Here is a 22,851-nt window from a genome sequence, read left to right as displayed (position 1 = left end):
CGCCCGCAACAGGCGCCCGGCCACCGGGCGCCGAGCGCGTGTGCGTCGACAGGACCAGGAGGGAGACACCGTGCAGGGACTCGTGCTGCAGCTGACCCGGGCGGGCTTCCTCCTGCTGCTCTGGCTCTGCGTCTGGCTCGTCATCAGCTCGCTCCGCACGGATGCCCGCCTCGCCTCGGGCATGCGCCCGCGGCAGAAGGAGGCCAAGGCGCCCCGTCGGGCCCTGTTCTCCCGCACCAGCAAGGTCGCGAAGTACCTCGTGGTGACCCACGGCCCGCTCGCGAACACGCGGATCACCCTCGGCCAACAGCCGGTGCTCATCGGCCGTGCCGACGACTCCACCCTCGTCCTCAACGACGACTACGCCTCGACCAGGCACGCACGCCTCGCCCGCGACGGTGACGACTGGTACGTCGAGGACCTCGGGTCCACGAACGGCACCTATCTGGCCCGCAACAAGGTCACCACTCCCACCCGCGTCCCATTGGGCACCCCGGTGCGCGTGGGCAAGACAGTGATCGAGTTGCGCCCGTGAGCCTCGTCCTTCGATATGCAGCGCGCTCCGACCGGGGCCTCGTCCGTAGCAACAACGAGGACTCCGTCTACGCGGGCGCCCGGCTGCTCGCGCTGGCCGACGGCATGGGCGGCCACGCCGCCGGCGAGGTCGCCTCGCAGTTGATGATCGCCGCGCTCGAGCCGCTCGACGACGACGAGCCCGGCGGCGACCTCCTGGGCACGCTCGAGGACGCCATGATCGCCGGCAACGAGACCATCGCGGACCAGGTCGCCGAGGACCCCGAACTCGACGGCATGGGCACCACCCTGACCGCGATCCTGTTCGCCGGGTCCAAGCTGGGGCTGATCCACGTCGGCGATTCCCGCGGCTACCTGCGGCGCGACGGCCAGCTCACCCGCATCACCAAGGACGACACCTTCGTCCAGACCCTCGTCGACGAGGGACGGATCACCGCCGAGCAGGCGCACACCCACCCGCAGCGCTCCCTGATCATGAAGGCGCTCACCGGCCACGAGGTCGAGCCCACGCTCACGCTGCGCGAGGCCAAGGACGGCGATGTCTACCTGCTCTGCTCCGACGGGCTCTCGGACGTCGTCAGCGACGAGACCATCGGCGAGACCCTGGCCCTGGCCAGCGAGGACGTCGGAGCCGCAGCGGACCGTCTGATCGAGCTCGCGCTCCGCTCGGGCGGCCCGGACAATGTCACGGTCGTCGTGGCGCGGGTCGAGGACAGCAGTTTCGGCCAGAGCCGGCCCATCGTCGGTGGCGCCGCCAACGACGACGACGAGGACTACGTCCCGCCGTCCAACACCGCTGCGGGCCGCGCCGCCGCGCTCCGGCCCCCGCGCAAGGCGCCCCGTCGGGTCGTGGCGACGGAGGTCGACGACGAGGACGAGCCCGCCCGCCGCTCCCGCCGCAAGTGGATCGCGCTCGCCGCGATCCTCGTGCTGCTCATCGCGGGCGGTATCGGCCTGCTGGTGACCCGATCGATCGTGAACTCGAGCTACTTCGTGGCCTCGACCGACAAGGGCACCATCGTGATCTCGCACGGCGTGAAGGTCTCCCTGTTCGGCCGCGCACTGAACACGCAGCAGGAGGTCGTCTGCATCGCGGACGCCCCCGCCGACGGCCGCGCGCCGCAGGGCTGTACCCCGCTCACCGTCGACGACCTGACCCCGCGCGGACGGGCCAGCCTGGTCGGCCTGCCCTACGCGAGCTCGCTCGACGATGCCCGCGAGCAGGCCAAGAACCTCATCGACCGCGTCAATCTCGTCGAACGCTGCGCGATCACCACCGAGGTGGAACCCGCGCCCGCCCCGGACCCGAACGCCCCGGCACCGTCGCCGACGGTGACCCCGACCGCCGCGCCCCCCGCGGGCGAGACCCTCGCGCCGCCGCCCGCACCCGTCACCCGGGTCGTCACCCAGACCTCGACGCCCGAGCGCCCGTGCCGCGGAGGCCCCTCGTGACGTCCGGCGTCAGCACCCCCGGCACGGGCATCGCGCTCGACCCGAACCGCCGTTCCCGCACCTATGAGCTGGTCCTGCTCGGCGCCGCCACGGTGGTGACGGGCACCTCCCTCGCGCTGGTCGAATGGGCGCAGGAACAGCGCATCACGCTCGACCTCGCGAAGTACGTCGTGGCGTTCGTCGTGCTCTACGGCGCGGCGCACTACGCGGTGCGCCGGTTCGCCCCCTACGCCGACCCGATCATCCTGCCGGTCGTGGCCATGCTCAACGGGCTGGGTCTCGTGCTGATCCACCGCCTCGACCTGGGCAACGCCCACGCCGAGAGCGGCCGCGTCAGCCAGACCCAGGAGGCCAACCAGCAGGTGCTGTGGACGCTGCTGGGCCTCGCGGTGATGGTCGGTGTGCTCGCGCTGTTGCGCGATCACCGGACGCTGTCGAAGTACGCGTACACGATCGGCCTGGGCGGCGTCGTCTTCCTCGCGCTGCCGGCGCTGCTGCCGTCGAGCCTGTCGGAGATCAACGGCTCGAAGAACTGGATCAAGACGCCGCTGTTCAACATCCAGCCCAACGAGGTCAGCAAGATCCTGCTGATCATCTTCACCGCGGCGTTCCTGGTGTCCAAGCGCGACCTGTTCACCTCGGCGGGCCGGCGCGTGCTCGGCGTCGACCTCCCCCGCGCGCGCGACCTCGCGCCGCTGCTGCTCGTCTGGCTGCTCGCAATCGCCGTGCTCGGCATCGAGAACGACCTCGGCACGCCGATGCTCATCTTCTTCACCGTGCTGGCCATGGTCTACATCGCCACCGAGCGCATCGGCTGGATCGTGGTGGGCCTGAGCCTCGCGGTCGTCGGCGCCGTCGCGGCGTATCAGCTCTTCCCGCATCTGCGAGTGCGCGTCGAGGTGTGGCAGGACCCGTTCGCCAAGTACGACACCATCGGCTACCAGCCGGCGCAGGCGCTGTTCTCCCTGGCCACGGGCGGCCTCGCGGGGACCGGCCTCGGGTCCGGGCGGCCCACGATGGTGCCCTTCGCGTCCACCGACTTCATCATCGCCGCGATCGGTGAGGAGCTGGGCCTCATCGGCCTGGCCGCCGTGCTGATGCTGTTCCTGGTGCTGATCTTCCGCGGCTTCCGCGCGAGCCTGACGGTCCGCGACAGCTTCGGCAAGCTGCTGGCCGCGGGCTTGGCCTCGACGATGGCGATCCAGCTGTTCGTCGTGGTCGGCGGCGTGACCAAGCTGATCCCGCTGACCGGCCTCACCACCCCGTTCATGAGCTACGGCGGGTCCTCGCTGCTCACCAACTACGCCCTCATCGCGATCCTGCTCCGCATCTCCAACGCGGCGCGCGAGCCCAAGGTTGCCCGCAAGCCCGGCGCGCCGGTCCCCGACCGGCCGACCGAGATCGTGAAGCGCGTATGAACGCACCGATCCGCCGCATCTCGTTCGTCGTGATCCTGCTGGTGGCGGCGCTCCTCGCGAACGCCACCTGGGTGCAGGTCTTCCGCGCGTCCGAACTGCGGTCCGACACCCGCAACGAGCGCGTCCTCCTCGATGAGTACGCGCGCCAGCGCGGCTCGATCCTCGCCGGCGGTCAGGTGATGGCCCAGTCGGTCAAGACCGACGACCGGTACAAGTACCTGCGCACCTACCCCGAGCAGATGGCGCGCGCCTACGCGCCGCTGACCGGCTACTACTCGATGATCTTCAGCTCGAGCGGGCTGGAGCACGCCGAGGAGTCGGTGCTCAACGGCAGCGACGACCGGCTGTTCGGCCGGCGCGTCGTCGATCTGCTGTCCGGTCGCGACCCGAGCGGCGGCAACGTGATCACCACGATCAACCCGACGATGCAGCGGATCGCCTACGAGAAGCTGTCGACGGCCTGCGGATCGAACGGCCCGTGCCACGGCGCGGCCGTCGCGATCGAACCGTCCACCGGCAAGATCCTGGCGATGGTCTCGACGCCCAGCTACGACCCGAACCCGCTGTCCTCGCACGACACGGACGCGGTGAACAAGACCTGGAACGAACTCAAGGACGATCCCGATAAGCCCATGGACAACCGGGCGACCAACTGGACCTACCCCCCGGGATCGACGTTCAAGGTGATCACGACGGCCGCCGCGCTCAGCCAGGGCAGGGGCATCGACCTGACCACCCGGCTCACCGCCGACAAGCAGATCACTCTGCCGGGCGGCGGCGGGACGACGCTGCAGAACTATGCGGGGATGACGTGCCCGGAATCCTCGGGCGGTACCGTCAGCCTGTTGCAGGCGTTCCAGTACTCGTGCAACACCGCGTTCGTGGACCTGGCCACGGCGAAGATGCAGGACGGAGGAGAGGCGATCAAGGCGATGGCGAACAACTTCGGCGTCAATTCGGCGCCCGACCCCATCCCGCTGCAAGTCGCGCAGTCGGTGACCGGCCCGCTGTCCGACGGGGCCCAGACGGGCCAGTCGGCGATCGGGCAGCTCGACGTGGCGCTGACCCCACTGCAGAACGCGGTCATCGCGGCGACGCTCGCCAACGGCGGCGTCCGCATGGAGCCCTATCTGGTCGACTCCTTCCAGGCACCCGACCTCACGACCTTCGGCAGCACCACGCCCAAGCGCGTGGGCCAGGCGATCTCACCGCAGGTCGCGGCGCAGCTGCGCGAACTGATGGTCGCATCGGAACAGCACACGAAGGGTGCCGGCGGCAGGGTGGCGATCGCCTCCAAGACCGGCACGGCGGAACACTCACAGGGCCAGCGCGGCGGCGAAGCGCCGCACGCCTGGTACATCGGGTACGGCCCGGTGAACGACCCGAAGGTAGCGGTGGCGGTCATCATTGAGAACGGTGGAAACCAGGGCGAGGCGGCGACCGGTGGGTCGCTCGCAGCGCCGATCGGACGAGCGGTGATAAGCGCCGCGGTGAACGGGCAGGGGAACTGATGAGTCTGCAGACCGGCTCGGTGATCGCCGACCGCTACGAACTCCTCCGGCTGATCGCCACCGGCGGCATGGGCCAGGTGTGGGAGGCGATGGACACGCGCCTCGACCGGCGCGTGGCCGTCAAGGTGCTCAAGGCCGAGTTCTCGGAGGACCAGGAGTTCCTGGCCCGCTTCCGCAACGAGGCGCGCACCACCGCCGCACTGAACCACCCAGGCATCGCCGGCGTCTACGACTACGGCGAGACCGCGGATCAGGCCGGCGGGGCGCCCCTCGCGTACCTGGTGATGGAGCTGGTCAACGGCGAGCCGCTCAACGCCGTGCTGTCGCGCCTCGGCCACCTCAGCCAGGCGCAGGCCCTGGATCTGCTGGAGCAGACGGGCCGCGCTCTGCAGGTCGCGCACACCGCGGGCCTCGTGCACCGCGACGTCAAGCCCGGCAACATCCTCATCACGCCCACCGGCCAGGTGAAGATCACCGACTTCGGCATCGCCAAGGCCGTCGACGCGGCGCCCGTCACCAAGACCGGCATGGTCATGGGCACGGCGCAGTACATCTCGCCGGAGCAGGCCTCGGGCGAGGACGCCACGGCCGCCTCGGACGTGTACTCCCTCGGCGTGGTCGGGTACGAGTGCCTCGCCGGCAAGCGCCCGTTCTCCGGCGACGGTGCGATCACCGTCGCGATGAAGCACATCCGGGATCAGCCGGAGCCCCTGCCCACGGACCTGCCGGCGCCGGTCCGCGAGCTGATCACGCTGACCCTCGGCAAGGACCCCCGGCAGCGGTACGCCAACGGCGGCGAGTTCGCCGACGCCGTCGCCGCGGTGAAGGCCGGGCAGCGCCCGCCGATGCCGCGCGGCTGGACCGGTGGCGCCACCGGGGCCTCGCGCGCTGCGGACACCGCCGCCACGGCGATCGTGCCGCCGCCTGCGCGCCCGGGCCCACAGCCCGTGGTCCGCCCCTCGACCCCCACGCCGCGGCCCGCGGCATCGTCGAGCTACTCCGACGAGGGCGGCTGGACGAAGACCCAGAAGACGATCCTCGGTGCCTCTGTCGCCCTGCTGCTGCTCGCGGCGGCGATCGTCGGCGGCTACTTGATCTTCAACGACACCGGGGACAGCACCCCGACGGCGCCGAGCACCACCACCGACGCGGGCACCGTCGCACCGCCGCCGACCGGGGCGGGCACCACGGCCCGCACCGTACCGACGACCCCGCCGCCGGCCACCAAGACCGTGACGGAGACCTCGACGGCGCACCCGACGACCACGCCGCCGCCCCCGCCGCCGAAGCCGACCACCACCACCCCGGCACCGACGACGACCACGCCGCCGCCCACCACGACGACGGAGCCGCCGCCCACCGGTCCCGAGCCGACCACGACGCCGCCGCCGCGCGGCATCTTCGGCCTGCCCATCCCCGGGGCGATCCTGCACGGAGGCAACGCTCGATGACGACCCCGCCTCGGCGCATCAACGACCGCTACGACCTGGGCGAGACGCTCGGGTTCGGAGGCATGTCCGAGGTGCATCTGGCTCGCGACACCCGGCTCTCCCGGGACGTCGCGATCAAGATCCTGCGCGCCGACCTGGCCCGGGACCCGAGCTTCTACGAGCGGTTCCGGCGTGAGGCGCAGAACGCGGCGTCGCTGAACCACCCGACGATCGTGCAGGTCTACGACACGGGCGAGGCCCAGACCTCGTCCGGTCCGCTGCCCTATATCGTCATGGAGTACGTCGACGGGGAGACCCTGCGCGACGTGCTGCGCCGCGACGGCACCATCGCCCCGCAGGCCGCGATGACCTGGATGGCCGATGTCTGCGCTGCGCTGGATTTCAGCCACCGCAACGGCATCGTGCACCGCGACATGAAGCCCGCCAACGTGATGCTCACCCGCGCGGGCGAGATCAAGGTGATGGACTTCGGCATCGCGCGGGCCATGAGCGACCCGTCGGCCGGCATGACCCAGACGGCCGCCGTGATCGGCACCGCACAGTACCTCTCGCCGGAACAGGCCCGCGGCGATTCCGTGGACGCCCGCTCCGATGTCTACGCCGCCGGCTGCGTGATCTTCGAGCTGCTCACCGGCCAGCCGCCGTTCACGGGTGACTCGCCCGTGTCCGTGGCCTACCAGCACGTCCGCGAGGACCCGCCGACGCCGTCGGCGATCCTCGACACCATCCCGCCGGAGCTGGACTCGATCACGCTCAAGGCGCTGTCGAAGAACCCCGCCAATCGGTACCAGACCGCCGGTGAGATGCGGCAGGACCTCATCCGGGTGCTCGCGGGCCGCAAGCCCGAGGCGCCCATGGTGCTCTCCGACGAGGAGCGCGACGCGCTGCTCACCGAGCCCGCGAAGCCCCGGCGCCGGGACGCCGCGAAGACCGTTCCCGTTGCCGCCGCCGCGTCGACCGGGGAGGCCGACGCACCGTCGGACGACGATCCCCCGACCGAGGTCGTCAGCGCGACCCCCGCCGCCCCGCGGCGCAAGCACACCGCCCCGGCACCGTCCGGCAGCCGCTCCCGCCTGGTCATGCTGCTCTCCGCCGCGGTGATCGCGCTGGTACTCATCGGCGGCACCACCTGGTACCTGCTCAGCTCGTCGAACAACGGCGACCAGACGGCGACCGTCACCTCACAGATCGGCGAGCCCGCGGCCGACGCCCAGGTCGCGCTGCAGAAGTTGGGCTTCACCGTCGAGGTGCAGCGCATCCCGGACAACTCCGTGCCCGCGGAACACGTCATCTCGACGCTGCCCGGGCCCAACGCGAGCGTCGCGAAGGGCTCGACGGTGGTCATGCAGGTCTCGTCGGGACCGAAGATCGCCGCGGTACCGGATGTCGCCAACAAGCCCGAGAAGGACGCCCGCGACATCCTGACGAAGGCCGGCTTCACCGTGGCCAAGGATGTCAAGAACGATCCGTCGCCGACCGTGGCGAAGGGCAATGTCATCTCGACGAACCCGGCGATCGGCACGAACACGCAGCAGAACACGCCGATTCAGCTCACGATCAGCTCCGGCAGGGAGCAGGTCCGGGTGCCGGACGTGACGAACACGCAGCTCGCGCAGGCGACCTCGAACCTCAAAGGCCTCGGCTTCGACGTCGACGTCCAGCAGGTCGACAACCCCGCCGCCGCGGGCACCGTCGTCGGTCAGAGCCCGACGGGCGGCCAGAACGCCGACAAGGGCAGCAAGGTCACCATCCAGGTCGCGAAGGCCAAGCCCATCGTCATGCCCAACGTGATCAACCAGGATCAGAACGCCGCGCGGGCGGCCCTCATCCAGGCGGGCTTCCCGTCGAGCAACATCACGGTCACGGTCGACGCCCCGTCGGGCCTGTTCGACCGCGGACAGGTATGGAACACCGATCCCAAGCCGGGCACGTCGGTGGACTCGTCCGCCACGATCGTCCTGCACGTGCGGCGCGGGTAGCCTGCGGCGCTCAGGCGAGCGCCGCGGCGACCTCCTGCTCGAGCTCGGCGACCCGGGCCTCGGGAACCTGGTAGCCGCACACGGCCAGCCAGTTCGCGAGCATGCGGTGGCCGCCCTGGGTGAGCACGGACTCGGGGTGGAACTGCACGCCGTGGATGGGCAGCTCGCGGTGCTGGAAGCCCATCACCACGCCGGAATCGGTACGGCCGGTGATCTCGAGCTCGTCGGGGATCGTCGGCTCGAGCACGGTCAGCGAGTGGTAGCGGGTGGCGGTGAACGGGTCGGGCAGGCCCTTGAGTACGCCGTGGCCGTTGTGGTGCACGAGCGAGGTCTTGCCGTGCAGCAGCTCGGGTGCGCGGTCCACCGTCGCCCCGAAGACCGCGCCGATGGCCTGGTGCCCCAGGCACACGCCCAGCAGTGGGGAGCCGGCGGCGCGGGCCGCCTCGACCATGGGCATCGTCTGTCCCGCGCGCTGCGGCGTGCCGGGTCCGGGGCTCAGCAGCACACCGTCGTACTGGGCGGCCGCTGCGGCCGGATCGTCCAGTCGCGGATCGTCGTTGCGCCACACGTCCGCCTCCACGCCCAGCTGGCCGAGGTACTGGACCAGGTTGAACACGAAGCTGTCATAGTTGTCGACGACGAGGATCCGCACGGGCTCCAGCGTAGCGGGGTGGGGTCGCGGTAGTACATCCGATAACCTGGCAGGTGAAAAGCACCCCGGTAGAAGGAAGCCATGCCGAAGTCGAAGGTCCGGAAGAAGACCGATTACACGATCAACGCGTCGACGGATTCGCGTACGCCGGTCAAGGTGGGCGCGCCGTCGGGCCGCTGGTTCGTGGTGCTGTTCCTGGGGCTCATGCTGGCCGGGCTGGCCTGGCTGCTGGTCTACTACGTCGGCGCCGACCCGCAGGGGCTGGGTGCGCCGGGCAAGCCGCTGGAGTGGATGGCCAACCTCGAGGCGTGGAACTTCGCGATCGGTTTCGGCCTGATGATCTCCGGTCTGTTGATGACCATGTGGTGGAAGTAAGCCCTGACCAGCGAAACCACACTCATGTCATTCATCCCCAGCTGTGGATAAACCTGTGGGTAACTGGAGCCCGCCGCGCAGTGTCGGCGTCGTGATGCTGGTGGCGGCCGTCGCCCTGCTCGTCATCGCGACGCTGACGGACGCGATCGCCGATCCCGTGGGGATCGTGCTCATCGGCGTCGGAGCCCTCGCGCTCGTGTTCCTCGGGGTCTCGGTCCTGGTGCTCCGCCCTCGCCTGCAGGCCGACGGTGCGGGCGTCACCTACCGCGGCGTGTTCGGCCGCAAGACCTTCGCGTGGGACGGCCTCGAGATCAAGCGCAAGACCACCCGGCACTGGGGCCGCGAGTCGGTGCTACTCGAGCTCACCCGCGGTGACGATCTGCTGTTCCTCGGCCGCTGGGAACTGGGCGAGGCGCCCACGCTCGTCCTCCAGCAGCTCGAGGCCCTGCGTCCCACGTGAGGCTCAGTAGCGGCGCGCGGTGACGAAGCCGCGGATACCGGCCACCCGAACGGGGACGCCGGCGGTGACGGCCTCCACGACCTGGCCGTTGCCCACGTAGAGCGCGGCGTGGCCGCCGCCGTTGGTGATCACGACATCGCCGGGGCGCAGCTCGCCCTGCGAGACCGGGGTGCCGGCACTCATCAGCGAGTAGCTACTGCGCGGCACGCTGATACCGGCCTGGTTCATGGCCCAGGTGACGAGGCCCGAGCAGTCGAACGAGCTGGGGCCCGCGGCGCCGTACGAGTAGGGCATGCCGAGGCGCGTGAGCGCGGCCTGGACCACCGCGGAGCGGTCGGGGCCCGCGGACTGCGACTGCACCGCCCGGGCGGCCGGGGACTGCGGGGCCGGGTGCGCCGCGGGGGCCTGCGGAGCGGGCGCCTGGGGCACCGGGACGGGCGCGGCCTGGGCCACGGCGGGTGCGGCGACGATTCCGATCACTGCGACGGCGGCCCCGAGGGCGGCGCGCATCGTGCCGCGGGTGGTGCGGCCGGTCATGGTCTTCGTACTGTCGCTGGACACTTTCGTCGAACTCCCGACTCCGGTGGAGCGGCATGTCGATCACGCCTCGGTCTCCACAAGATCACGGCAACGTTACGAAGCACGGACATCGGGTGTCCATCTCAGACCCGCCCCTGTGGCGTGAACATGCTCACCGAGCTGCGCGGATGGAGACCGTTGTCACACGAATCCTTGACGTACGGACAATTTCCGTCCGACATCGCTCCGCCATAGTGAATGAGTTGCGCTCAGTAAACAACTCTCGGAGATCGCCGCCGCGCGCGGCGCACCGTCGACCCCGGGCACGCCGAACGCCCGGTCTCCCCACGGGAGACCGGGCGTTCCGGAGGGGCGAGCGGGCTACTCGACGGTGATCGAGTTGATCGTGATGTCCTTGAGCGGACGGTCGGCCCGGTCGGTCTGCGCGCTGCCGATGGCGTCGACGACCTTGCGGCTGGCCTCGTCCTCGACCTCACCGAAGATGGTGTGCCGGTTGTTGAGGTGCGGGGTCTTGCCGACGGTGATGAAGAACTGCGATCCGTTCGTCGCCGGGCGGCCGATGTTGGCCATCGCCAGGAGGTACGGGTGGTCGAAGCGCAGCTCCGGGTGGAACTCGTCGACGAAGTCGTAACCGGGGCCGCCCGTGCCGGTGCCGGTGGGGTCACCGCCCTGGATCATGAAGCCGTCGATGATGCGGTGGAAGATCGACCCGTCGTAGAACGGACCCGTGGCCTCACCGGCCGCATTCGTCGTGGTGTATTCCTTGGTGCCCTGCGCGAGTCCGAGGAAGTTCGCGACGGTCACGGGAGCGTGATTGCCGAACAGCGCGATACGGATGTCGCCTTCAGAGGTGTGCAGGGTCGCGTGCGCGGTAGCGTTGGAGTTGGTCACACCGCCATTCTGCCATTCTCTGCAGGTGCGAACCGGTAGAGATCGTAAGAATCCGGCGGTGGATGCACTCGTTCCCGCCCGCTGAAAGGATCACGCCTCCGATGGCCACCACCCCGCTGCTCGACGATGCACCCGCCGCCGACGCCCCGTCGGCCGCTGCGAACCGCCCCACGAACACCCAACGCCTGGTCGCCGGGCTCGGCCAGAGCATCGTCGGCCCGGCGAACATCGCGCGCGCCCTGACCGGCCTGGGGCTCTCGCTCACCGGGCGCACCCTGGCGGCGCTCTACCGCCGGCTGCGTTCGTGGCTCGCCCCGGCAGAGGTCGACGCGGAGCAGGCGATCACCCTTTCCGACGGTGCGCCGGCCCGCCCCGCGCTGCGGAGGCCGCTGGTCATCGGCGCGGCCATCGCCCTCGTCCTCGCCCTCGGCGGCGTCGCGTTCAAGCTGGTACGGACTCCGAAGGCCCCGCCGATCGCGGCGGAGCCGCCCCGCGTGCGGCCCGCCACCGGCGCCACCGCGGACAGCGCACCGGCCCCGGTGGAGGAGATCGAGGAGGAGGTCGTCGTCGCGGTCGAGTCGGCCGCCGACGAGGATCCGCGCAAGAAGGGCGAGTAGCCACCGGGCCGGGCCGTCGGCGCACCGTCGGCCCGGCGGACGGGCCCGCGCGACCTAGCCGCGCCAGCCCGCGGGTTGGTGCGCCTGGATGGCGACCAGCGCCCAGGCCAATGCGATGACGAGGAACAGGCCGTCGAGACCGCCCCAGCCCCCGCGGTAGTGGGCGGTGGCAGCCACGATGACCGAGATCAGCGCGGCCGCCCAGCACAGAGCGCAGCGGCGGTTCATACCCTCAGGGTATGCCCGCCGCTGCGTCGTTGTACGAGCAACCTCAGGCCGGGACGGCCACGCGCGTCGTCGCTCCCTTGCGCACGGTGAGCCGGTGCAGGAGCTCCCCGCCGACGAGCCCGATCGCGGACCACACGATCGCCTGCGCGAGGAACGAGTAGATCCGGAACCAGTACAGGTCGTCGGGGTCGAACCCCTTCGTCGTGGGGGCGTTCGCCGGCAGGAGCAGGCAGGCCAGGATCAGCCCGACGATCACCACGGCACCGCCGATCAGCGCCGCGCCGTACGAGCCCCAGCGCGGCACCGCGGCCAGTCCGATCACCCAGGCGGCGGCGACGAGCGCGAGGCAGATCGCCACCATGAGCAGGTACGCGCCGGTCCGCTCGCGGATCGTGTCCGGGTCGCCCACGACCGGGGGATTCGGCGGGTACTTCAGGTAGGGCAGGGCGTAGACCCCGGCGAACAGCGAACCCGCTACCGCCAGCGCCACCGACCGCGGCGTCCACTGCGCGAGCTTCGGCGCGGCGACGCAGTAGGCGACCGCGAAGACGGCGCCCATCGCGAGACCGAACAGGATCAGGCCCGCCCCGAGCCCCACGTTCTGCTGCAGGGCGCGGGTGAACAGCTCCGGCTCGTCCATCGCCATGCCGGGATGGGCCGCGTGTTCCGCGGCATTGCGGGCCTCTTCGAAATCGATGGCCCGGCCGATGATCGGTTCGACCATGATCCGGCCGAAGACGAATGCGAGCAGGCCTCCGATCGCCCCGGCGAGTGCGCCGCGGGCGATGACGTGCTTCTCCACGTGTTATCCCCGATCAGTGGCAGGGGAAGCCCAGGAAATGCCGGGCGTCGTGGAAGAACTCGTGCACGTGCATATCGCTGCCGAACACCGAGACGGCGCCCTGGTCGATGCCGATGAAGTAGTAGGCGAGCACGGCCAGGATCAGCGTGGCGCTCAGCCAGATGGCGCGGCGCGAGATGTGCAGGGAGAGGTCACCGGCGTGCGCGGTGGTGGATGCGTTCGCCATCAGCGGCGCTCCTTCGTCCGGGGCTTCGCGCCCGGTTAGGCGGGTTCGACGGTGCCCGGCGGGCCCGTCACCGGTGCGGGTCTGGCTTCACAGTGGCGCGACCGCTCCCGTCAGGGATTCCGCATTCGGCCTGCGAAGTCTAACCCTGCACCCATCCCGGCGGCGCCCTTCGCCCCGAACCTCGGCCCGGACCTCGGCCCGACGGCGCGGTCGACGGTCAGCGGCAGATGTCCGCCCGCACCGTCTTCCAGACCCCCGCTGCGAAAACGAGGCCGCAGATCACGCCGAAGTACGCCAGCGAGCCGTTGGGACCACCGAAGGGGCTGGTGATGGTGCTGAGCTGCCCGACCCCGAGGTCGGCGTTGCGGAACGGGGACCAGCGCTGCACGACGAGCCCGAGGTCGCCGCGGATGAAGGTCACGAAGGTCTCGACGCCGAATCGCCAGAGCAGCAGGAGCATCAGCACCAGACCCGGCTTGGGGAGCAGCGTCGCCAGACCGACGCCGAGCAGAGTCACCAGCACCATGTACAGCGGGATCCCGCACCACAGCCGGATCCCCGCTCCGGAGAACAGATCCACTCGTCCCCACGTGTCGGGGTACAGCAGCGGGAAGACCAGCATCAGCAGTGCGACGGTGACCGCACTCGTCACCGCCGCGAGCGCACCGAACACCGCGACCTTGGCGGCGGGCAGGAGCCACCGCCGGGGCCGGCGCGCGAAGACCAGGTCGATCGTCCCGTTGCCGAACTCGCCCGCGGTGGAGTAGACGACCCCCGAGACGAGGATGTAAGTGGAGAACACCAGCACCCAGTAGGCCGCATTGCCGGTGTCCATTCCGCCGGCGCCGTTGATCGTGTTGCGCTGGACCGCCTCGGCGATGACGGAGTTCACGACGAGCGGGACGGCGACCGCGAGCGGCACCCCGGCGACGATCGCCGGGCTGCGCCACGTGAGCTTCGCCGCCTCGCTGCGCACCGCCGCGATCACCCCGGGCACGGGTCCGGGGGCCACCTCGGTACGGGTGCTCACGAGGCCTCCTCGACGGCGTATTCGACGCTGCCCCGGGTGGACTCGAGGTACACGGACTCGAGGGGCCGGGGGCCCGAGCTCCCCGCGAGGAGTTCCTCGCGGGTGGCATCCACCAGCACGCGGCCGCGGCCGAGGATCACAATCCGCGACGCGGTGACCTCGACCTCCGCCAGATCGTGCGACGCGATCAGGACGGTCCGACCGTCCGCCTTCAGCTCCTCGAGGAGGCGCCGCAGCCAGAGCAGTCCGTCCACGTCGAGCCCGGTCGCGGGCTCATCGAGCAGCAGCGTCGGGGGATCACCCAGGAGCGCGGAGGCGATCGACAGCCGCTGCGCCATGCCCAGCGAGAAGCCTCCGACGCGGTGGCGGGCCACCGAGGCCAGGCCCACGCGATCGAGTGTCCGCCGGGCCTCGCCGTCCGACAGCCCGCTCAGCCGGGCCTGCCACCGCAGGTGACCGAGCGCGGTGTGGGCCGGGTTGCAGGCGGAGGGCCCGAGCCCGATCCCGAGGGCGCCCGGTCGCTGCCGCCCGGCTCGGACACCGTCGACGAGGATGTCCCCGGCGTCGGGCCGGACGAGGCCCGCGATCATGCGCATCACCGTGGACTTGCCGGCCCCGTTGGGGCCGAGCAGGTAGGTGACGGCGCCACTCGGGGCCTCGAGACTCACCCCGTCCACGACGACGGTGCCGCCCAGCCGTTTGACGCCGCTCAGTCGGATCATCGGGTGGCGCGAGGCGTCAGTAGCCGAAGTTCGGGTTGCCGGTGCAGCCCATCGACGCGCAGTTCGCCTTCCAGTCGAACTTCCACAGGCCGCCCTCGCGGGTGTAGTAGTACGTGTAGCCGGTGGCGGGGAAGCCGACCACGATCGCACTGAGCCCGACGGTGGCCTTGGAACCGTTGACGTTCGCCGGTCCGGTGGTGCGGGCCGAGGCGCCGAGGAAGTCGTAGACCTTGTTGTAGGCCATCACCTTCTCGAGCTCGGGCCGCGCCTTCGCGCCGTTCACGGAGACCGCGACCTTCTGGTCTATCGAGATGTTCGGGTTCCAGAACGCGGCCGCCTGGCGCTCGAACTGCGCGGCGGTGGGCTTGTCGGCGCGCACGTACAGGTCCGCCGCGGAGGTATCGCGGACCCCGGTGTCGGCCGAGGCCGGCGCGACGACCGTGGTCGCCACGGCTGCGGCGACGGCGGTACCGGCGAGGACTGCCGTGAATGACTTGCGCATGGGGCGTCTCCTTCGTGAGTTCGGAGGCTCACGCTAGCGCCGCAATGTAGGTAACGCAACCCTAATTACGACAGGTCCCGACGACCGCCCGCCGCGCCGACGGGGCCTCGCTACAGGAACGCGGGGAACGGCAGGTCCGTATCCGCCTCGAAGATGTCCGGGAAGCCTCGGGGATGGTGGTACTCGCGCACCGCCCGATCGCGCGGGTAGACGAACTTCCCGCCCGGTTCCCACAGGAAGGGCTCGAAGGTGTACCGCAGGCGATGCTTGCGCCGGTCGTAGAGGTCGAGGATCTCGTGGGCGTCGGCCTGCATGTTCGTCCAGATATCGTGGTGCACAGGGATGATCACATCCGTCCGCAGCGCCTCCGCCATCCGCAGGATGTCCACCGAGGTCATCTTGTCGGTGATACCGATCGGGTTCTCGCCGTACGACGCGAGTGCCACGTCGATCTTGTACTCCTTGCCGTGCTTGGCGTACATGTTCGAGTAGTGCGAGTCACCCGAGTGGTAGATGTTGCCGCCCGGCGTCTCCACGATGAAGTTGACCGCACGCAGGTCCATGTCGGGAACCTGGGCACCGTCGTCCGCCAGCGGCACCGGCGGATCGGTGATGAGGATGGTGCGGTCGAAGGACTCGACGACCGTGATGGTCATGTCCTTGATGGTGATCCGGTCGCCGGGGCGCACCACGCGGCACCGCTGCGGGGGTACCCCCCACTTCACCCACAGGTCCACGCACGCCTGCGGACCGATGAACGGAACGTCGTCGCCGCAGTTCTGCAGCACGGCCGCCGCAACGTTGATGTCGATGTGATCGGCGTGGTAGTGCGTCGAGAGAACCGCGTCGATGCCCTCGATGGCGAACGGGTCGATCACGAACGGGGTGTTGCGCAGGTTCGGCTGGGCGATCCGCGCCCCGCTCATCCGCGCCATCTGGTGGCGCGGTTTCATCGCGGGAAGATCCTTGGTGCGCTTGCCGTTTCCGAGCCACAGATCGATGGTGATGTTCGCATCCCCGGGGGTCTTGATCCAGACACCGACACAGCCCAGCCACCACATGGCGAAGGAGCCCGGTTCGACGACCTCGTCGCGGATCTCCTCGTTGAGCCAGGTTCCCCATTCCGGGAACGAGGAAAGGATCCACGATTCGCGGCTGATCTCGTTGACGTTCATTGTGTTCTCAACTCCTTACTGAGTGGACTGCAGGGTGGACGGCGACCCGGTCGCCAGCGCCCGGAACTCCAGGGCCGCCGCTCTGGGGTCGGGTGCGGCCAGGATCGCGCCGCCGATGATGACGATGTCGGGTGCCACCGCGACGTCGATCAACGGCAGGGATTGCGTACTGATACCTCCGGCCACCGATACCTTCGTGGCACCCGCCGCCCGCACGGCGAGCACATCGGCGAACGAATCAGCAGGGGCTCCACCGTGATCGGTGTTCTTGTGCACGCACAGCGCGGTCGCACCGAGCGCCACGAGCTCCTGCGCCCGCCGCGCCGGATCCGCGACGGACTGCAGGTCGAAGACGACCTCGGACCCGGTTCGGCCGGCCGTCTCGAGAACCCTGCTCACCGCAGTGTCTGCGGCGACCGCGAGCATCGAGTAGTACCGCGGCGCGCATTCGGCCATCAGGTCGGCCTCACGCTGCGGACCGTCGATGATCTTCGCGTCCACGAAGATCGGTGCGTCCGGCGCGATCTCCCGGATCTGATCGACGATCGCGATGCCGGAGAGTTTGAGCAGCGAGGTCCCGACCTCGATGATGTCCACCACATCGTGCACCTGCTCGACGACGGAGAGTGCCTGTTCCGGATCCAGTAGATCCAGAGCCAATTGCACTTGCATGGGTTTCCTTTCGTGATCGGCTCAGAAGCCGAAGATCGCCGTGGCGAGTTTGAACAGATACAGGACGGGGAGCCAGACCAGGGTGAAGTCGATGTTCGAGAACATCAGCCCGGTGCCATGAAGGGGGCCCATCATCGGGTACAGCAGGATGATCCCCGCGTGCGAGACGATGCTCGTGATGAAGCCGGCCGCCAGCGCACCGCGGTAGCCGCCGAACTTGTTCCCGAACACGCCCATGGTGCAACCGTCGAAGAACATGATGATCGGGCTGGGAAAGACGATGACGGAGGCGTGGAAGACGATCGTCGCGACCATGACGACGAGTGCGCCCGCGATCGAAGCGAGGAAGCCGAGCATCGCTCCGGTGGGCGAGTACGGGTAGAAGGCGGGAGCATCGAGCGCCGGAACGGCCTGCGGGAGGATGCGGTCGGCGATTCCCTTGAACGCCGGGACGATCGAGCCGATGAACATCCGGACGCCGAAGAGCAGCACCACGACGCCGGCGGTGAAGGTCGCGCCCTGCAGGACGAGCCACACGATCCAGTTGGTGGATCCACTGAGCTTGGAGATCTCGTCCCTGCCCACCGCGAGGCCGACCCCCAGGAAGACCAGCGGCATGAGCACGGCCAGCGAGATCGTGGTGTCGCGGAACATTCCGAGAGACGGAGGGAGTTTCATCTCCTCCGCGTCCTGCTCCTTGTTCCCCGCCACCGTCGCGACCCCCGCCGCCAATGCCGCACCGACCTGCTGGTGGTGTCCGAGCGTCAGGTCGTCGCCGACGAAGCTCCGGGCGAGCCTGCGGGTGATCGCGGGCGAGAAGGTCCAGTACACCGCGCACAGCGCCGCCCCCACCAGGACCAGCGCCCAACCACGCACGTGCAGGGCGCCGGGGAGCGACACCACCATGAACGTGGACAGGAACAGCTGGATGTGCACGGTCAGGTAGACGTTCTTGCACGACTCGAACGGGACGATCCGCACCAGCAGCAGATGCAGTCCGAAACCGATGATGAAGACCAGCGACACACTGTTGGCGATGTTGCCCACCGTGTCGATGGCTTGGGTGATGCTCATCGCCTGCCCGAAGGCCGCCTCGTTCGCGGGCACCACCCCGTCGACCCCGGACACCGAGTTCAGTTTCTGCAGGATCGGCCCCAACGATGCCATCAGGGCACCGGATCCCAGGGTGATGGTAATCAGCCCGATCACCGTCTTGATCGTCCCGTCGACGACGTCCGCGGTCTTCTTGCGCTGCAGAAGCAGTCCGATCAGCGCGACCAGGCCCAGGAAGATCGGTGCCTTGTCGAGGAGTTGGAACAGGATGAAGTCGAAGACGTCCTTCATCGCGGGATCCGCCCCACGCGCGCCGCGGTGGGTACGGCATCGGAGCCGACCCGGTCAGGCCTTCCCCCACTTCGCCGTGAAGACATCGGCCATCTCCTCCTTCCGGACGAAGTTGGTGAGCACGATGGTGGAGTCCTTGACTTCCTCCGGCATGTTGTCCGCGAGCTCGCGGGTGGTCACGTAGTAGTCCGCCTTCGTGCTCCGGACACTTCCGAGATCGGTGGTCTCGACTTGGGCGTCGACACCCAGCTTCGTGAGCACCTGTTCCAGGTTGATCTTCGCGATCACGCTGGAGCCCAGGCCCATTCCGCACACACAGACGATCTTCACTTCTTTGCTCCTGATTCGTTGAAGTCATTGAGAGACGCGGCGACGGCACCCGGATCGGTGGCGGATCGCAAGAACTCCATGCTGCCGTCGGACCCGAGGTACCCCGCCAGCGCCGCGAGCCGCTCCACGTGACTGACGTGATCGAGCGAGCAGAGGCCGACGACGATGTCGACCGGATCGTTAGCGGCACTGCCGAATTCGACCGGCGTCCGGAGGGTCACCAGGCTCAGTCCCGGGCCGAGCACACTGGGCGAGGGCCGCGAATGTGCGAGCGCGAAGCCGGGTGCGATCACGATGTACGGTCCGAGTTCCTCGACGGTGCGGATCATCTCGGCGGTGTACTGATCGGTGGCATGGCCACCCCGCGTCAGAAGAACGCCCGCGAGTGCGATGGCCTGCTTCCAGTCGGCGGCGTCCTGCTTCAGCGCGATGTCGAGCTCGGCGATCACGGCCATCGGCTGGCTCCTTTCCCTTGAACGGCGTCCGCCGTACGGACGGATGCTGTGACGTACTTCATAGTCACGACACACACTCCCGCCGTCAAGGCATCCGCTGCACATTCGTGCACGATGACGTGACATCGCTCCTGTGTTCTGCAGCGATACAGTGCGGACTCCTGCGATTGGGGCTAGCATCTGAACGAACGTGCACCATCGTCGGAGAACGCGAGGTGCCTCGTGCGGAAGGCTCCTCATGCCCTATTCACCGTCCACCGACCGCGAACACATCGCGTTGGTGCTGCGTACCGCGCAGATGTACTACGAGCAGGAACTGAGCCAGGACGAGATCGCCCGGGAGATCGGCTACTCGCGCCCGACGGTCTCGCGCCTGCTCGCGGAGGCCCGCCGCAACGGGATCGTGCAGATCACCGTGCACCACCCGCTGATTCAGCTGGTCGATGCCGAGCGCAAGCTCCGCTCGAGGTTCGGCTTGCAGACCGCGCGGGTCGCGGAGATCGATCGGTCCCGCAGTGCGCCGGCGGCCGCGTTGGCAGCGGACCTCATCTCCGAGTTGGGGCACGATCGCGCGGTGATCACGATCTCGAACGGGACCTCGGTGGCTGCTGTCGTCGACGAGATGCCACACCGGCGGTGGACCTTCTCCACCGTCGTCCAGATGATCGGGGGGCTCGGCCTGGTCGCCGAGATCCGCACGGATTCACCGGAGCTCAGCAGGAAGATGGCGACCCGTCTGGGCGGCTCGTTCCACACGATGCCGGTGCCGGTGATCGTCGGGAAGGCCGCCACCGCCGAGGCGATCCGGCACGAGCCCGTGGTGGCGGCGAATCTCGATCTCGCCGCGCAATCGGACATCGCCATCACCGGCATCGGCGCGTTCGGCACCGAGGAGGCCGCCGCCGCGAGCATCCTCGCGCCGTACCTCACCGCGGAAGCCGCCGCCGAACTGCGTGGCCAGGGCGCGGTCGGCCACATCTGCGGCCACTTCATCGACGCTCGGGGCCAGCACATCCGCAACGAGCTCTGCGAGCGCGTCATCGCGCTCGAGCCGGAACGTCTTGCCGCCATCGAGCACTCGATCCTGGTCGCGTGGGGAACGCACAAGGTGCCGGCGATCCGCGCGGCGCTGGCCACCGGATGGATCTCCGGTCTGGTCACGGATGCCCTGACCGCCACGGCGCTTCTCGATGGACTGCGGTGAGCACGATACAGGGGGCGGCCGATACGCGAGAAGCGGTTCCCGATGGGCTCGGAAACCGCTTCTGACTCACTGCTTCTTCTGTGGAGCCTAGGAGATTCGATATCTCTAGGAGCCTCCTGACTGTCCACGACGTGGCTGACGGGTCTCATCGTGGCTGTTGTGGCCCTGTGGCGGACGGATTATCTGCATGTTCTCCTCGACGGGCTTCTTGTTTGGCCGGCGGCCGGGTTCCCAGTTCGAGGAGTCGGCTTCGGAGCGCCTCGTTCTCGGTGTGTAGTTGCTCGAGCTGTTCGGTCAGTTCGCGGTTGCGGTCGATCGCGGTTGCGAGCTTGGTGCGGAGGGATTCGGCACTGGCTGCCCTGGAGCGTTCTATTCCGGCGGTGGCGGTGCCGCGCTTCGCGTCGATATCCTGCCGGAGCTGGGTTTGCTTGTAGAGGAAGCTGGTTGAGACGTCGGCGGCTCTGGCGACAGCGACGAAGGTGACGGGTTGTCCGGTGTTGTGCAGCCGGGTGATGGCTCGACGTGCGCGGGCGGTCGCGCTGGTTGTGCGGGCGGCGGCGGCCGCGGTGAGGCGTGCAGTGCGGTGATCGCGGTCGCCATTGCTCACCTGGATTCCTGCGTGTCTGAGTCGATTTCGTCGATGAGCCTGGTGACCTTGTCGAGCATGGTCTTGTTCAGGTCCGCTGCCTGGCGGTCGCCGTTGTCTTGTGCTTGGGCGGCGAGCTGTCTGAGCTGGTCGCGGTGGGTGATGTGTGCGCCGAGGAAGGTGCGGCCGCCGGGGTCGTGGAAGGAGCAGTCGATGCAGGGGTTCGGGCGGAACTCGCAGCGCTGCGTCGCGGGGAGCGTGCAGAACCCGTTGGGCAGTGCGGTGGTGAAGCGGGCGCGCAGGCGCTCGACGGTGGCGTCGACGCCCTTGTCGGGGTTGGTGTCCCAGAATTCGCGGGCTTTGCGGGCGAGGGTGTCGTCGGTAATGCGAGCGTAGGTCGCGGTCATGGTGTCGCTGTGGTGGCCGAGGAAGTCGCGCACTTCCGGTTGGGTCCATCCGTTGTTGAGCAGGTGCATTCCGATGGTGTGGCGGAAGCGGTGGACGTCGCCTCCGGAGATCTTCTCGCCGGTGGCGACGGACGTGGTGATGCCGTGCTCGCGGAACAGTGCGGCGAGGCGGTGTCGTAGCCCGCTGGTGGACCAGGGCTGGGTGCGGCCGGCGATGGCGCTGGACCGGGCGCCAGGGAAGAGGTGCTCGGCGTCGGGGCCGTAGGTGTCGCGGACGCGGGTCTGCTGGTCGCGGATGATCTCGGCGAGGCTTTCGGGGACTGGAAGCCGCCGCCAGGCGCTGGTTTTGGTCATCCAGTATTCGATCCAGTGGCCCTGCTCACTGTGTTGGAGGCAGTCGATCGGGAGGGCGACGAGTTCGGATATGCGGCACCCCGCCCATCGTGTGGTGGCGATCATCGCCCGGAGGGTGGGGTCGGTGGCCGGGTTGTCGACGATCAGGGTGTCGATGCGTTCGATGACATCGGGTGGAAAGGGCCTCGGTCGGCGGGTCTTGCGGTGGACGTTCTCGCCGCGGCGCAGGAAGATCGCTGATCCCAGGTCGTCGACGAGTCCGCAGTCGCGCAGTGTTTCGAGCAGGTAGGCCGCGGTGTTCGCGAGCTGGGGGCTTGCCTTGGTGTCGGGGCGGCGCGTCCATTCGAGGTAGTCCAGGAACGCCGTCCGAGTGACCGCAGACGGTTCGGGAACGGTTCCGTCGAGCGTGAGGAACTGGGCGAGCTGGCGGGTGGCGCGCAGCCACTGGGTGAGCGTTCCCCAGGACATGCGGGAGGTAGACAACTGTTGGCGGGCCAGGCTTTTGACGGCCTCTTTGAGCCAGGGCACCGGGATGGTGGCCCAGTCGACAGCGGTTCGTGTCGCCCCGGCTTGGGTGGCGTCGAGGACGAACTCGAATCCGTCGCGCCACCGCCAGTGATCCGCGGCCCATGGGTCGGGGTCGGTGGCCCCGTGAAGGAGTCGGAAGAACCTCCGGATGTAGGGAGCGCAGAGGGAGTCGAAGTTGGTGTAAGGCCAGTGCTGCCTGCACAGCAGCAGCCAGTCGTCGACGGGGCGTTCGGTCAGGGAGCTGGTGATACGCCCGTGCGCGACCTCGATGAGGACGATTGATCCGCCCCGGTGTGTCCGGAGACTCTCTGTGTTTGCTTGAGAGAGGATCCAACGATGGGAACGTCGAAGTACACGCCGGAGCTGAAGGCTCGGGCGTTGGAGATGGTCGAGGATGCGCGTGATG

The 22,851-nt window shown here is 69.0% G+C and carries 26 protein-coding genes; 10 read left to right on the top strand and 16 right to left on the bottom strand.

Features of this window, described 5'->3' with window-relative positions; genetic code table 11:
* The first annotated feature begins 70 nt into the window (after nt 1-70).
* The 6 genes from HF999_RS20515 to pknB are packed head-to-tail and all read left to right on the top strand — an operon-like array spanning nt 71 to nt 8,345.
* Nucleotides 71-535, top strand: a complete 465-nt coding sequence (locus HF999_RS20515) for an FHA domain-containing protein FhaB/FipA (RefSeq protein ID WP_168547668.1) — start codon at nt 71-73, stop codon at nt 533-535.
* Nucleotides 532-1,986, top strand: coding sequence for a PP2C family protein-serine/threonine phosphatase (locus HF999_RS20510; protein ID WP_168547667.1), 1,455 nt, complete (start codon nt 532-534; stop codon nt 1,984-1,986). Before HF999_RS20515 ends, HF999_RS20510 begins: the two co-directional genes overlap by 4 nt.
* Nucleotides 1,983-3,404 carry an FtsW/RodA/SpoVE family cell cycle protein gene (locus HF999_RS20505; protein ID WP_376766506.1) on the top strand — a complete coding sequence of 474 codons (1,422 nt, stop codon included), beginning with the start codon at nt 1,983-1,985 and terminating at the stop codon, nt 3,402-3,404. The genes HF999_RS20510 and HF999_RS20505 overlap by 4 nt, the downstream gene beginning before the upstream one ends.
* The gene (locus HF999_RS20500; protein ID WP_168547666.1) at nt 3,401-4,915 is read left to right on the top strand and encodes a peptidoglycan D,D-transpeptidase FtsI family protein; all 1,515 of its coding nucleotides are present in this window, start codon (nt 3,401-3,403) and stop codon (nt 4,913-4,915) included. Before HF999_RS20505 ends, HF999_RS20500 begins: the two co-directional genes overlap by 4 nt.
* Complete coding sequence (locus HF999_RS20495; protein ID WP_168547665.1) at nt 4,915-6,366, top strand: serine/threonine-protein kinase; 1,452 nt, start codon at nt 4,915-4,917, stop codon at nt 6,364-6,366. Before HF999_RS20500 ends, HF999_RS20495 begins: the two co-directional genes overlap by 1 nt.
* Nucleotides 6,363-8,345, top strand: coding sequence for a Stk1 family PASTA domain-containing Ser/Thr kinase (gene pknB, locus HF999_RS20490; protein ID WP_168547664.1), 1,983 nt, complete (start codon nt 6,363-6,365; stop codon nt 8,343-8,345). The genes HF999_RS20495 and pknB overlap by 4 nt, the downstream gene beginning before the upstream one ends.
* Before the next feature lie 10 nt (nt 8,346-8,355).
* Here the strand turns inward: pknB and HF999_RS20485 are convergent, their stop codons facing one another.
* Nucleotides 8,356-8,997 (bottom strand): aminodeoxychorismate/anthranilate synthase component II, encoded by a 642-nt coding sequence (locus HF999_RS20485; protein ID WP_168547663.1) that lies wholly within the window; start codon nt 8,995-8,997, stop codon nt 8,356-8,358.
* An 81-nt stretch (nt 8,998-9,078) separates the two neighbouring features.
* On the opposite strand from HF999_RS20485, the gene crgA reads away from it, so the two are divergent.
* Together crgA and HF999_RS20475 are read left to right on the top strand one after the other, a co-directional pair.
* Nucleotides 9,079-9,372 (top strand): cell division protein CrgA, encoded by a 294-nt coding sequence (gene crgA / locus HF999_RS20480; RefSeq protein WP_168547662.1) that lies wholly within the window; start codon nt 9,079-9,081, stop codon nt 9,370-9,372.
* A 55-nt stretch (nt 9,373-9,427) separates the two neighbouring features.
* Nucleotides 9,428-9,832 (top strand): PH domain-containing protein, encoded by a 405-nt coding sequence (locus HF999_RS20475; RefSeq protein WP_168547661.1) that lies wholly within the window; start codon nt 9,428-9,430, stop codon nt 9,830-9,832.
* 3 nt (nt 9,833-9,835) lie between these two features.
* On the opposite strand, the gene HF999_RS20470 is transcribed toward HF999_RS20475, so the two are convergent.
* Complete coding sequence (locus HF999_RS20470) at nt 9,836-10,369, bottom strand: C40 family peptidase (RefSeq protein ID WP_246208281.1); 534 nt, start codon at nt 10,367-10,369, stop codon at nt 9,836-9,838.
* 363 nt (nt 10,370-10,732) lie between these two features.
* Nucleotides 10,733-11,263: a peptidylprolyl isomerase gene (locus HF999_RS20465; protein ID WP_168547660.1), complete on the bottom strand. Its 531-nt coding sequence runs from the start codon at nt 11,261-11,263 to the stop codon at nt 10,733-10,735.
* A 101-nt stretch (nt 11,264-11,364) separates the two neighbouring features.
* On the opposite strand from HF999_RS20465, the gene cwsA reads away from it, so the two are divergent.
* The gene (gene cwsA, locus HF999_RS20460) at nt 11,365-11,880 is read left to right on the top strand and encodes a cell wall synthesis protein CwsA (protein ID WP_168547659.1); all 516 of its coding nucleotides are present in this window, start codon (nt 11,365-11,367) and stop codon (nt 11,878-11,880) included.
* 54 nt (nt 11,881-11,934) lie between these two features.
* Here the strand turns inward: cwsA and HF999_RS20455 are convergent, their stop codons facing one another.
* The 11 genes from HF999_RS20455 to HF999_RS20405 form a co-directional block, all read right to left on the bottom strand.
* Nucleotides 11,935-12,108 carry a hypothetical protein gene (locus HF999_RS20455; RefSeq protein ID WP_168547658.1) on the bottom strand — a complete coding sequence of 58 codons (174 nt, stop codon included), beginning with the start codon at nt 12,106-12,108 and terminating at the stop codon, nt 11,935-11,937.
* 43 nt (nt 12,109-12,151) lie between these two features.
* Nucleotides 12,152-12,910, bottom strand: a complete 759-nt coding sequence (locus HF999_RS20450; protein WP_168547657.1) for a CbtA family protein — start codon at nt 12,908-12,910, stop codon at nt 12,152-12,154.
* 13 nt (nt 12,911-12,923) lie between these two features.
* Nucleotides 12,924-13,136, bottom strand: a complete 213-nt coding sequence (locus tag HF999_RS20445; protein WP_168547656.1) for a CbtB domain-containing protein — start codon at nt 13,134-13,136, stop codon at nt 12,924-12,926.
* A gap of 217 nt (nt 13,137-13,353) precedes the next feature.
* A complete protein-coding gene (locus tag HF999_RS20440; protein ID WP_168547655.1) occupies nt 13,354-14,166 on the bottom strand; it encodes an ABC transporter permease in 813 nt (270 codons plus the stop codon).
* On the bottom strand, nt 14,163-14,888 hold the full coding sequence (locus HF999_RS20435; protein WP_168547654.1) for an ABC transporter ATP-binding protein: 726 nt from the start codon (nt 14,886-14,888) through the stop codon (nt 14,163-14,165). The genes HF999_RS20440 and HF999_RS20435 overlap by 4 nt, the downstream gene beginning before the upstream one ends.
* A gap of 16 nt (nt 14,889-14,904) precedes the next feature.
* Nucleotides 14,905-15,390, bottom strand: coding sequence for an MTB12 C-terminal domain-containing protein (locus HF999_RS20430; protein WP_168547653.1), 486 nt, complete (start codon nt 15,388-15,390; stop codon nt 14,905-14,907).
* Nucleotides 15,391-15,500: 110 nt separating this feature from the next.
* Nucleotides 15,501-16,565, bottom strand: a complete 1,065-nt coding sequence (gene ulaG, locus HF999_RS20425; RefSeq protein ID WP_168547652.1) for an L-ascorbate 6-phosphate lactonase — start codon at nt 16,563-16,565, stop codon at nt 15,501-15,503.
* A 15-nt stretch (nt 16,566-16,580) separates the two neighbouring features.
* Nucleotides 16,581-17,237 carry an orotidine 5'-phosphate decarboxylase / HUMPS family protein gene (locus HF999_RS20420; protein WP_168547651.1) on the bottom strand — a complete coding sequence of 219 codons (657 nt, stop codon included), beginning with the start codon at nt 17,235-17,237 and terminating at the stop codon, nt 16,581-16,583.
* 21 nt (nt 17,238-17,258) lie between these two features.
* Nucleotides 17,259-18,581, bottom strand: a complete 1,323-nt coding sequence (locus HF999_RS20415; protein ID WP_168547650.1) for a PTS ascorbate transporter subunit IIC — start codon at nt 18,579-18,581, stop codon at nt 17,259-17,261.
* 54 nt (nt 18,582-18,635) lie between these two features.
* Nucleotides 18,636-18,911, bottom strand: a complete 276-nt coding sequence (locus HF999_RS20410) for a PTS sugar transporter subunit IIB (RefSeq protein ID WP_168547649.1) — start codon at nt 18,909-18,911, stop codon at nt 18,636-18,638.
* On the bottom strand, nt 18,908-19,366 hold the full coding sequence (locus HF999_RS20405) for a PTS sugar transporter subunit IIA (RefSeq protein WP_168547648.1): 459 nt from the start codon (nt 19,364-19,366) through the stop codon (nt 18,908-18,910). Before HF999_RS20405 ends, HF999_RS20410 begins: the two co-directional genes overlap by 4 nt.
* 238 nt (nt 19,367-19,604) lie before the next feature.
* On the opposite strand from HF999_RS20405, the gene HF999_RS20400 reads away from it, so the two are divergent.
* Nucleotides 19,605-20,570: a sugar-binding transcriptional regulator gene (locus HF999_RS20400; protein WP_168547647.1), complete on the top strand. Its 966-nt coding sequence runs from the start codon at nt 19,605-19,607 to the stop codon at nt 20,568-20,570.
* Nucleotides 20,571-20,715: 145 nt separating this feature from the next.
* Here the strand turns inward: HF999_RS20400 and HF999_RS20395 are convergent, their stop codons facing one another.
* Together HF999_RS20395 and HF999_RS20390 are read right to left on the bottom strand one after the other, a co-directional pair.
* Nucleotides 20,716-21,177, bottom strand: coding sequence for a DUF6262 family protein (locus tag HF999_RS20395; RefSeq protein WP_220270942.1), 462 nt, complete (start codon nt 21,175-21,177; stop codon nt 20,716-20,718).
* Nucleotides 21,174-22,850, bottom strand: coding sequence for a tyrosine-type recombinase/integrase (locus HF999_RS20390; RefSeq protein WP_168547646.1), 1,677 nt, complete (start codon nt 22,848-22,850; stop codon nt 21,174-21,176). Before HF999_RS20390 ends, HF999_RS20395 begins: the two co-directional genes overlap by 4 nt.
* Between the last annotated feature and the right edge of the window lies 1 nt (nt 22,851).

The organism is Tsukamurella spumae, from assembly GCF_012396015.1.
Taxonomy (GTDB): Bacteria; Actinomycetota; Actinomycetes; order Mycobacteriales; family Mycobacteriaceae; genus Tsukamurella; species Tsukamurella spumae.
The sequence above is the reverse complement of the archived record's forward strand: the minus strand, read 5'-3'. Positions and strand labels throughout refer to the sequence as shown.

Coding starts and splice junctions, on each gene's coding strand:
- HF999_RS20500 (WP_168547666.1), top strand. CDS start 3,401: ATGAACGCACCGATCCGCCGCATCTCGTTCGTCGTGATCCTGCTGGTG.
- HF999_RS20495 (WP_168547665.1), top strand. CDS start 4,915: ATGAGTCTGCAGACCGGCTCGGTGATCGCCGACCGCTACGAACTCCTC.
- pknB (WP_168547664.1), top strand. CDS start 6,363: ATGACGACCCCGCCTCGGCGCATCAACGACCGCTACGACCTGGGCGAG.
- crgA (WP_168547662.1), top strand. CDS start 9,079: ATGCCGAAGTCGAAGGTCCGGAAGAAGACCGATTACACGATCAACGCG.
- HF999_RS20470 (WP_246208281.1), bottom strand. CDS start 10,369: ATGACCGGCCGCACCACCCGCGGCACGATGCGCGCCGCCCTCGGGGCC.
- cwsA (WP_168547659.1), top strand. CDS start 11,365: ATGGCCACCACCCCGCTGCTCGACGATGCACCCGCCGCCGACGCCCCG.
- HF999_RS20455 (WP_168547658.1), bottom strand. CDS start 12,108: ATGAACCGCCGCTGCGCTCTGTGCTGGGCGGCCGCGCTGATCTCGGTC.
- HF999_RS20445 (WP_168547656.1), bottom strand. CDS start 13,136: ATGGCGAACGCATCCACCACCGCGCACGCCGGTGACCTCTCCCTGCAC.
- HF999_RS20435 (WP_168547654.1), bottom strand. CDS start 14,888: ATGATCCGACTGAGCGGCGTCAAACGGCTGGGCGGCACCGTCGTCGTG.
- HF999_RS20430 (WP_168547653.1), bottom strand. CDS start 15,390: ATGCGCAAGTCATTCACGGCAGTCCTCGCCGGTACCGCCGTCGCCGCA.
- ulaG (WP_168547652.1), bottom strand. CDS start 16,565: ATGAACGTCAACGAGATCAGCCGCGAATCGTGGATCCTTTCCTCGTTC.
- HF999_RS20420 (WP_168547651.1), bottom strand. CDS start 17,237: ATGCAAGTGCAATTGGCTCTGGATCTACTGGATCCGGAACAGGCACTC.
- HF999_RS20415 (WP_168547650.1), bottom strand. CDS start 18,581: ATGAAGGACGTCTTCGACTTCATCCTGTTCCAACTCCTCGACAAGGCA.
- HF999_RS20405 (WP_168547648.1), bottom strand. CDS start 19,366: ATGGCCGTGATCGCCGAGCTCGACATCGCGCTGAAGCAGGACGCCGCC.
- HF999_RS20400 (WP_168547647.1), top strand. CDS start 19,605: ATGCCCTATTCACCGTCCACCGACCGCGAACACATCGCGTTGGTGCTG.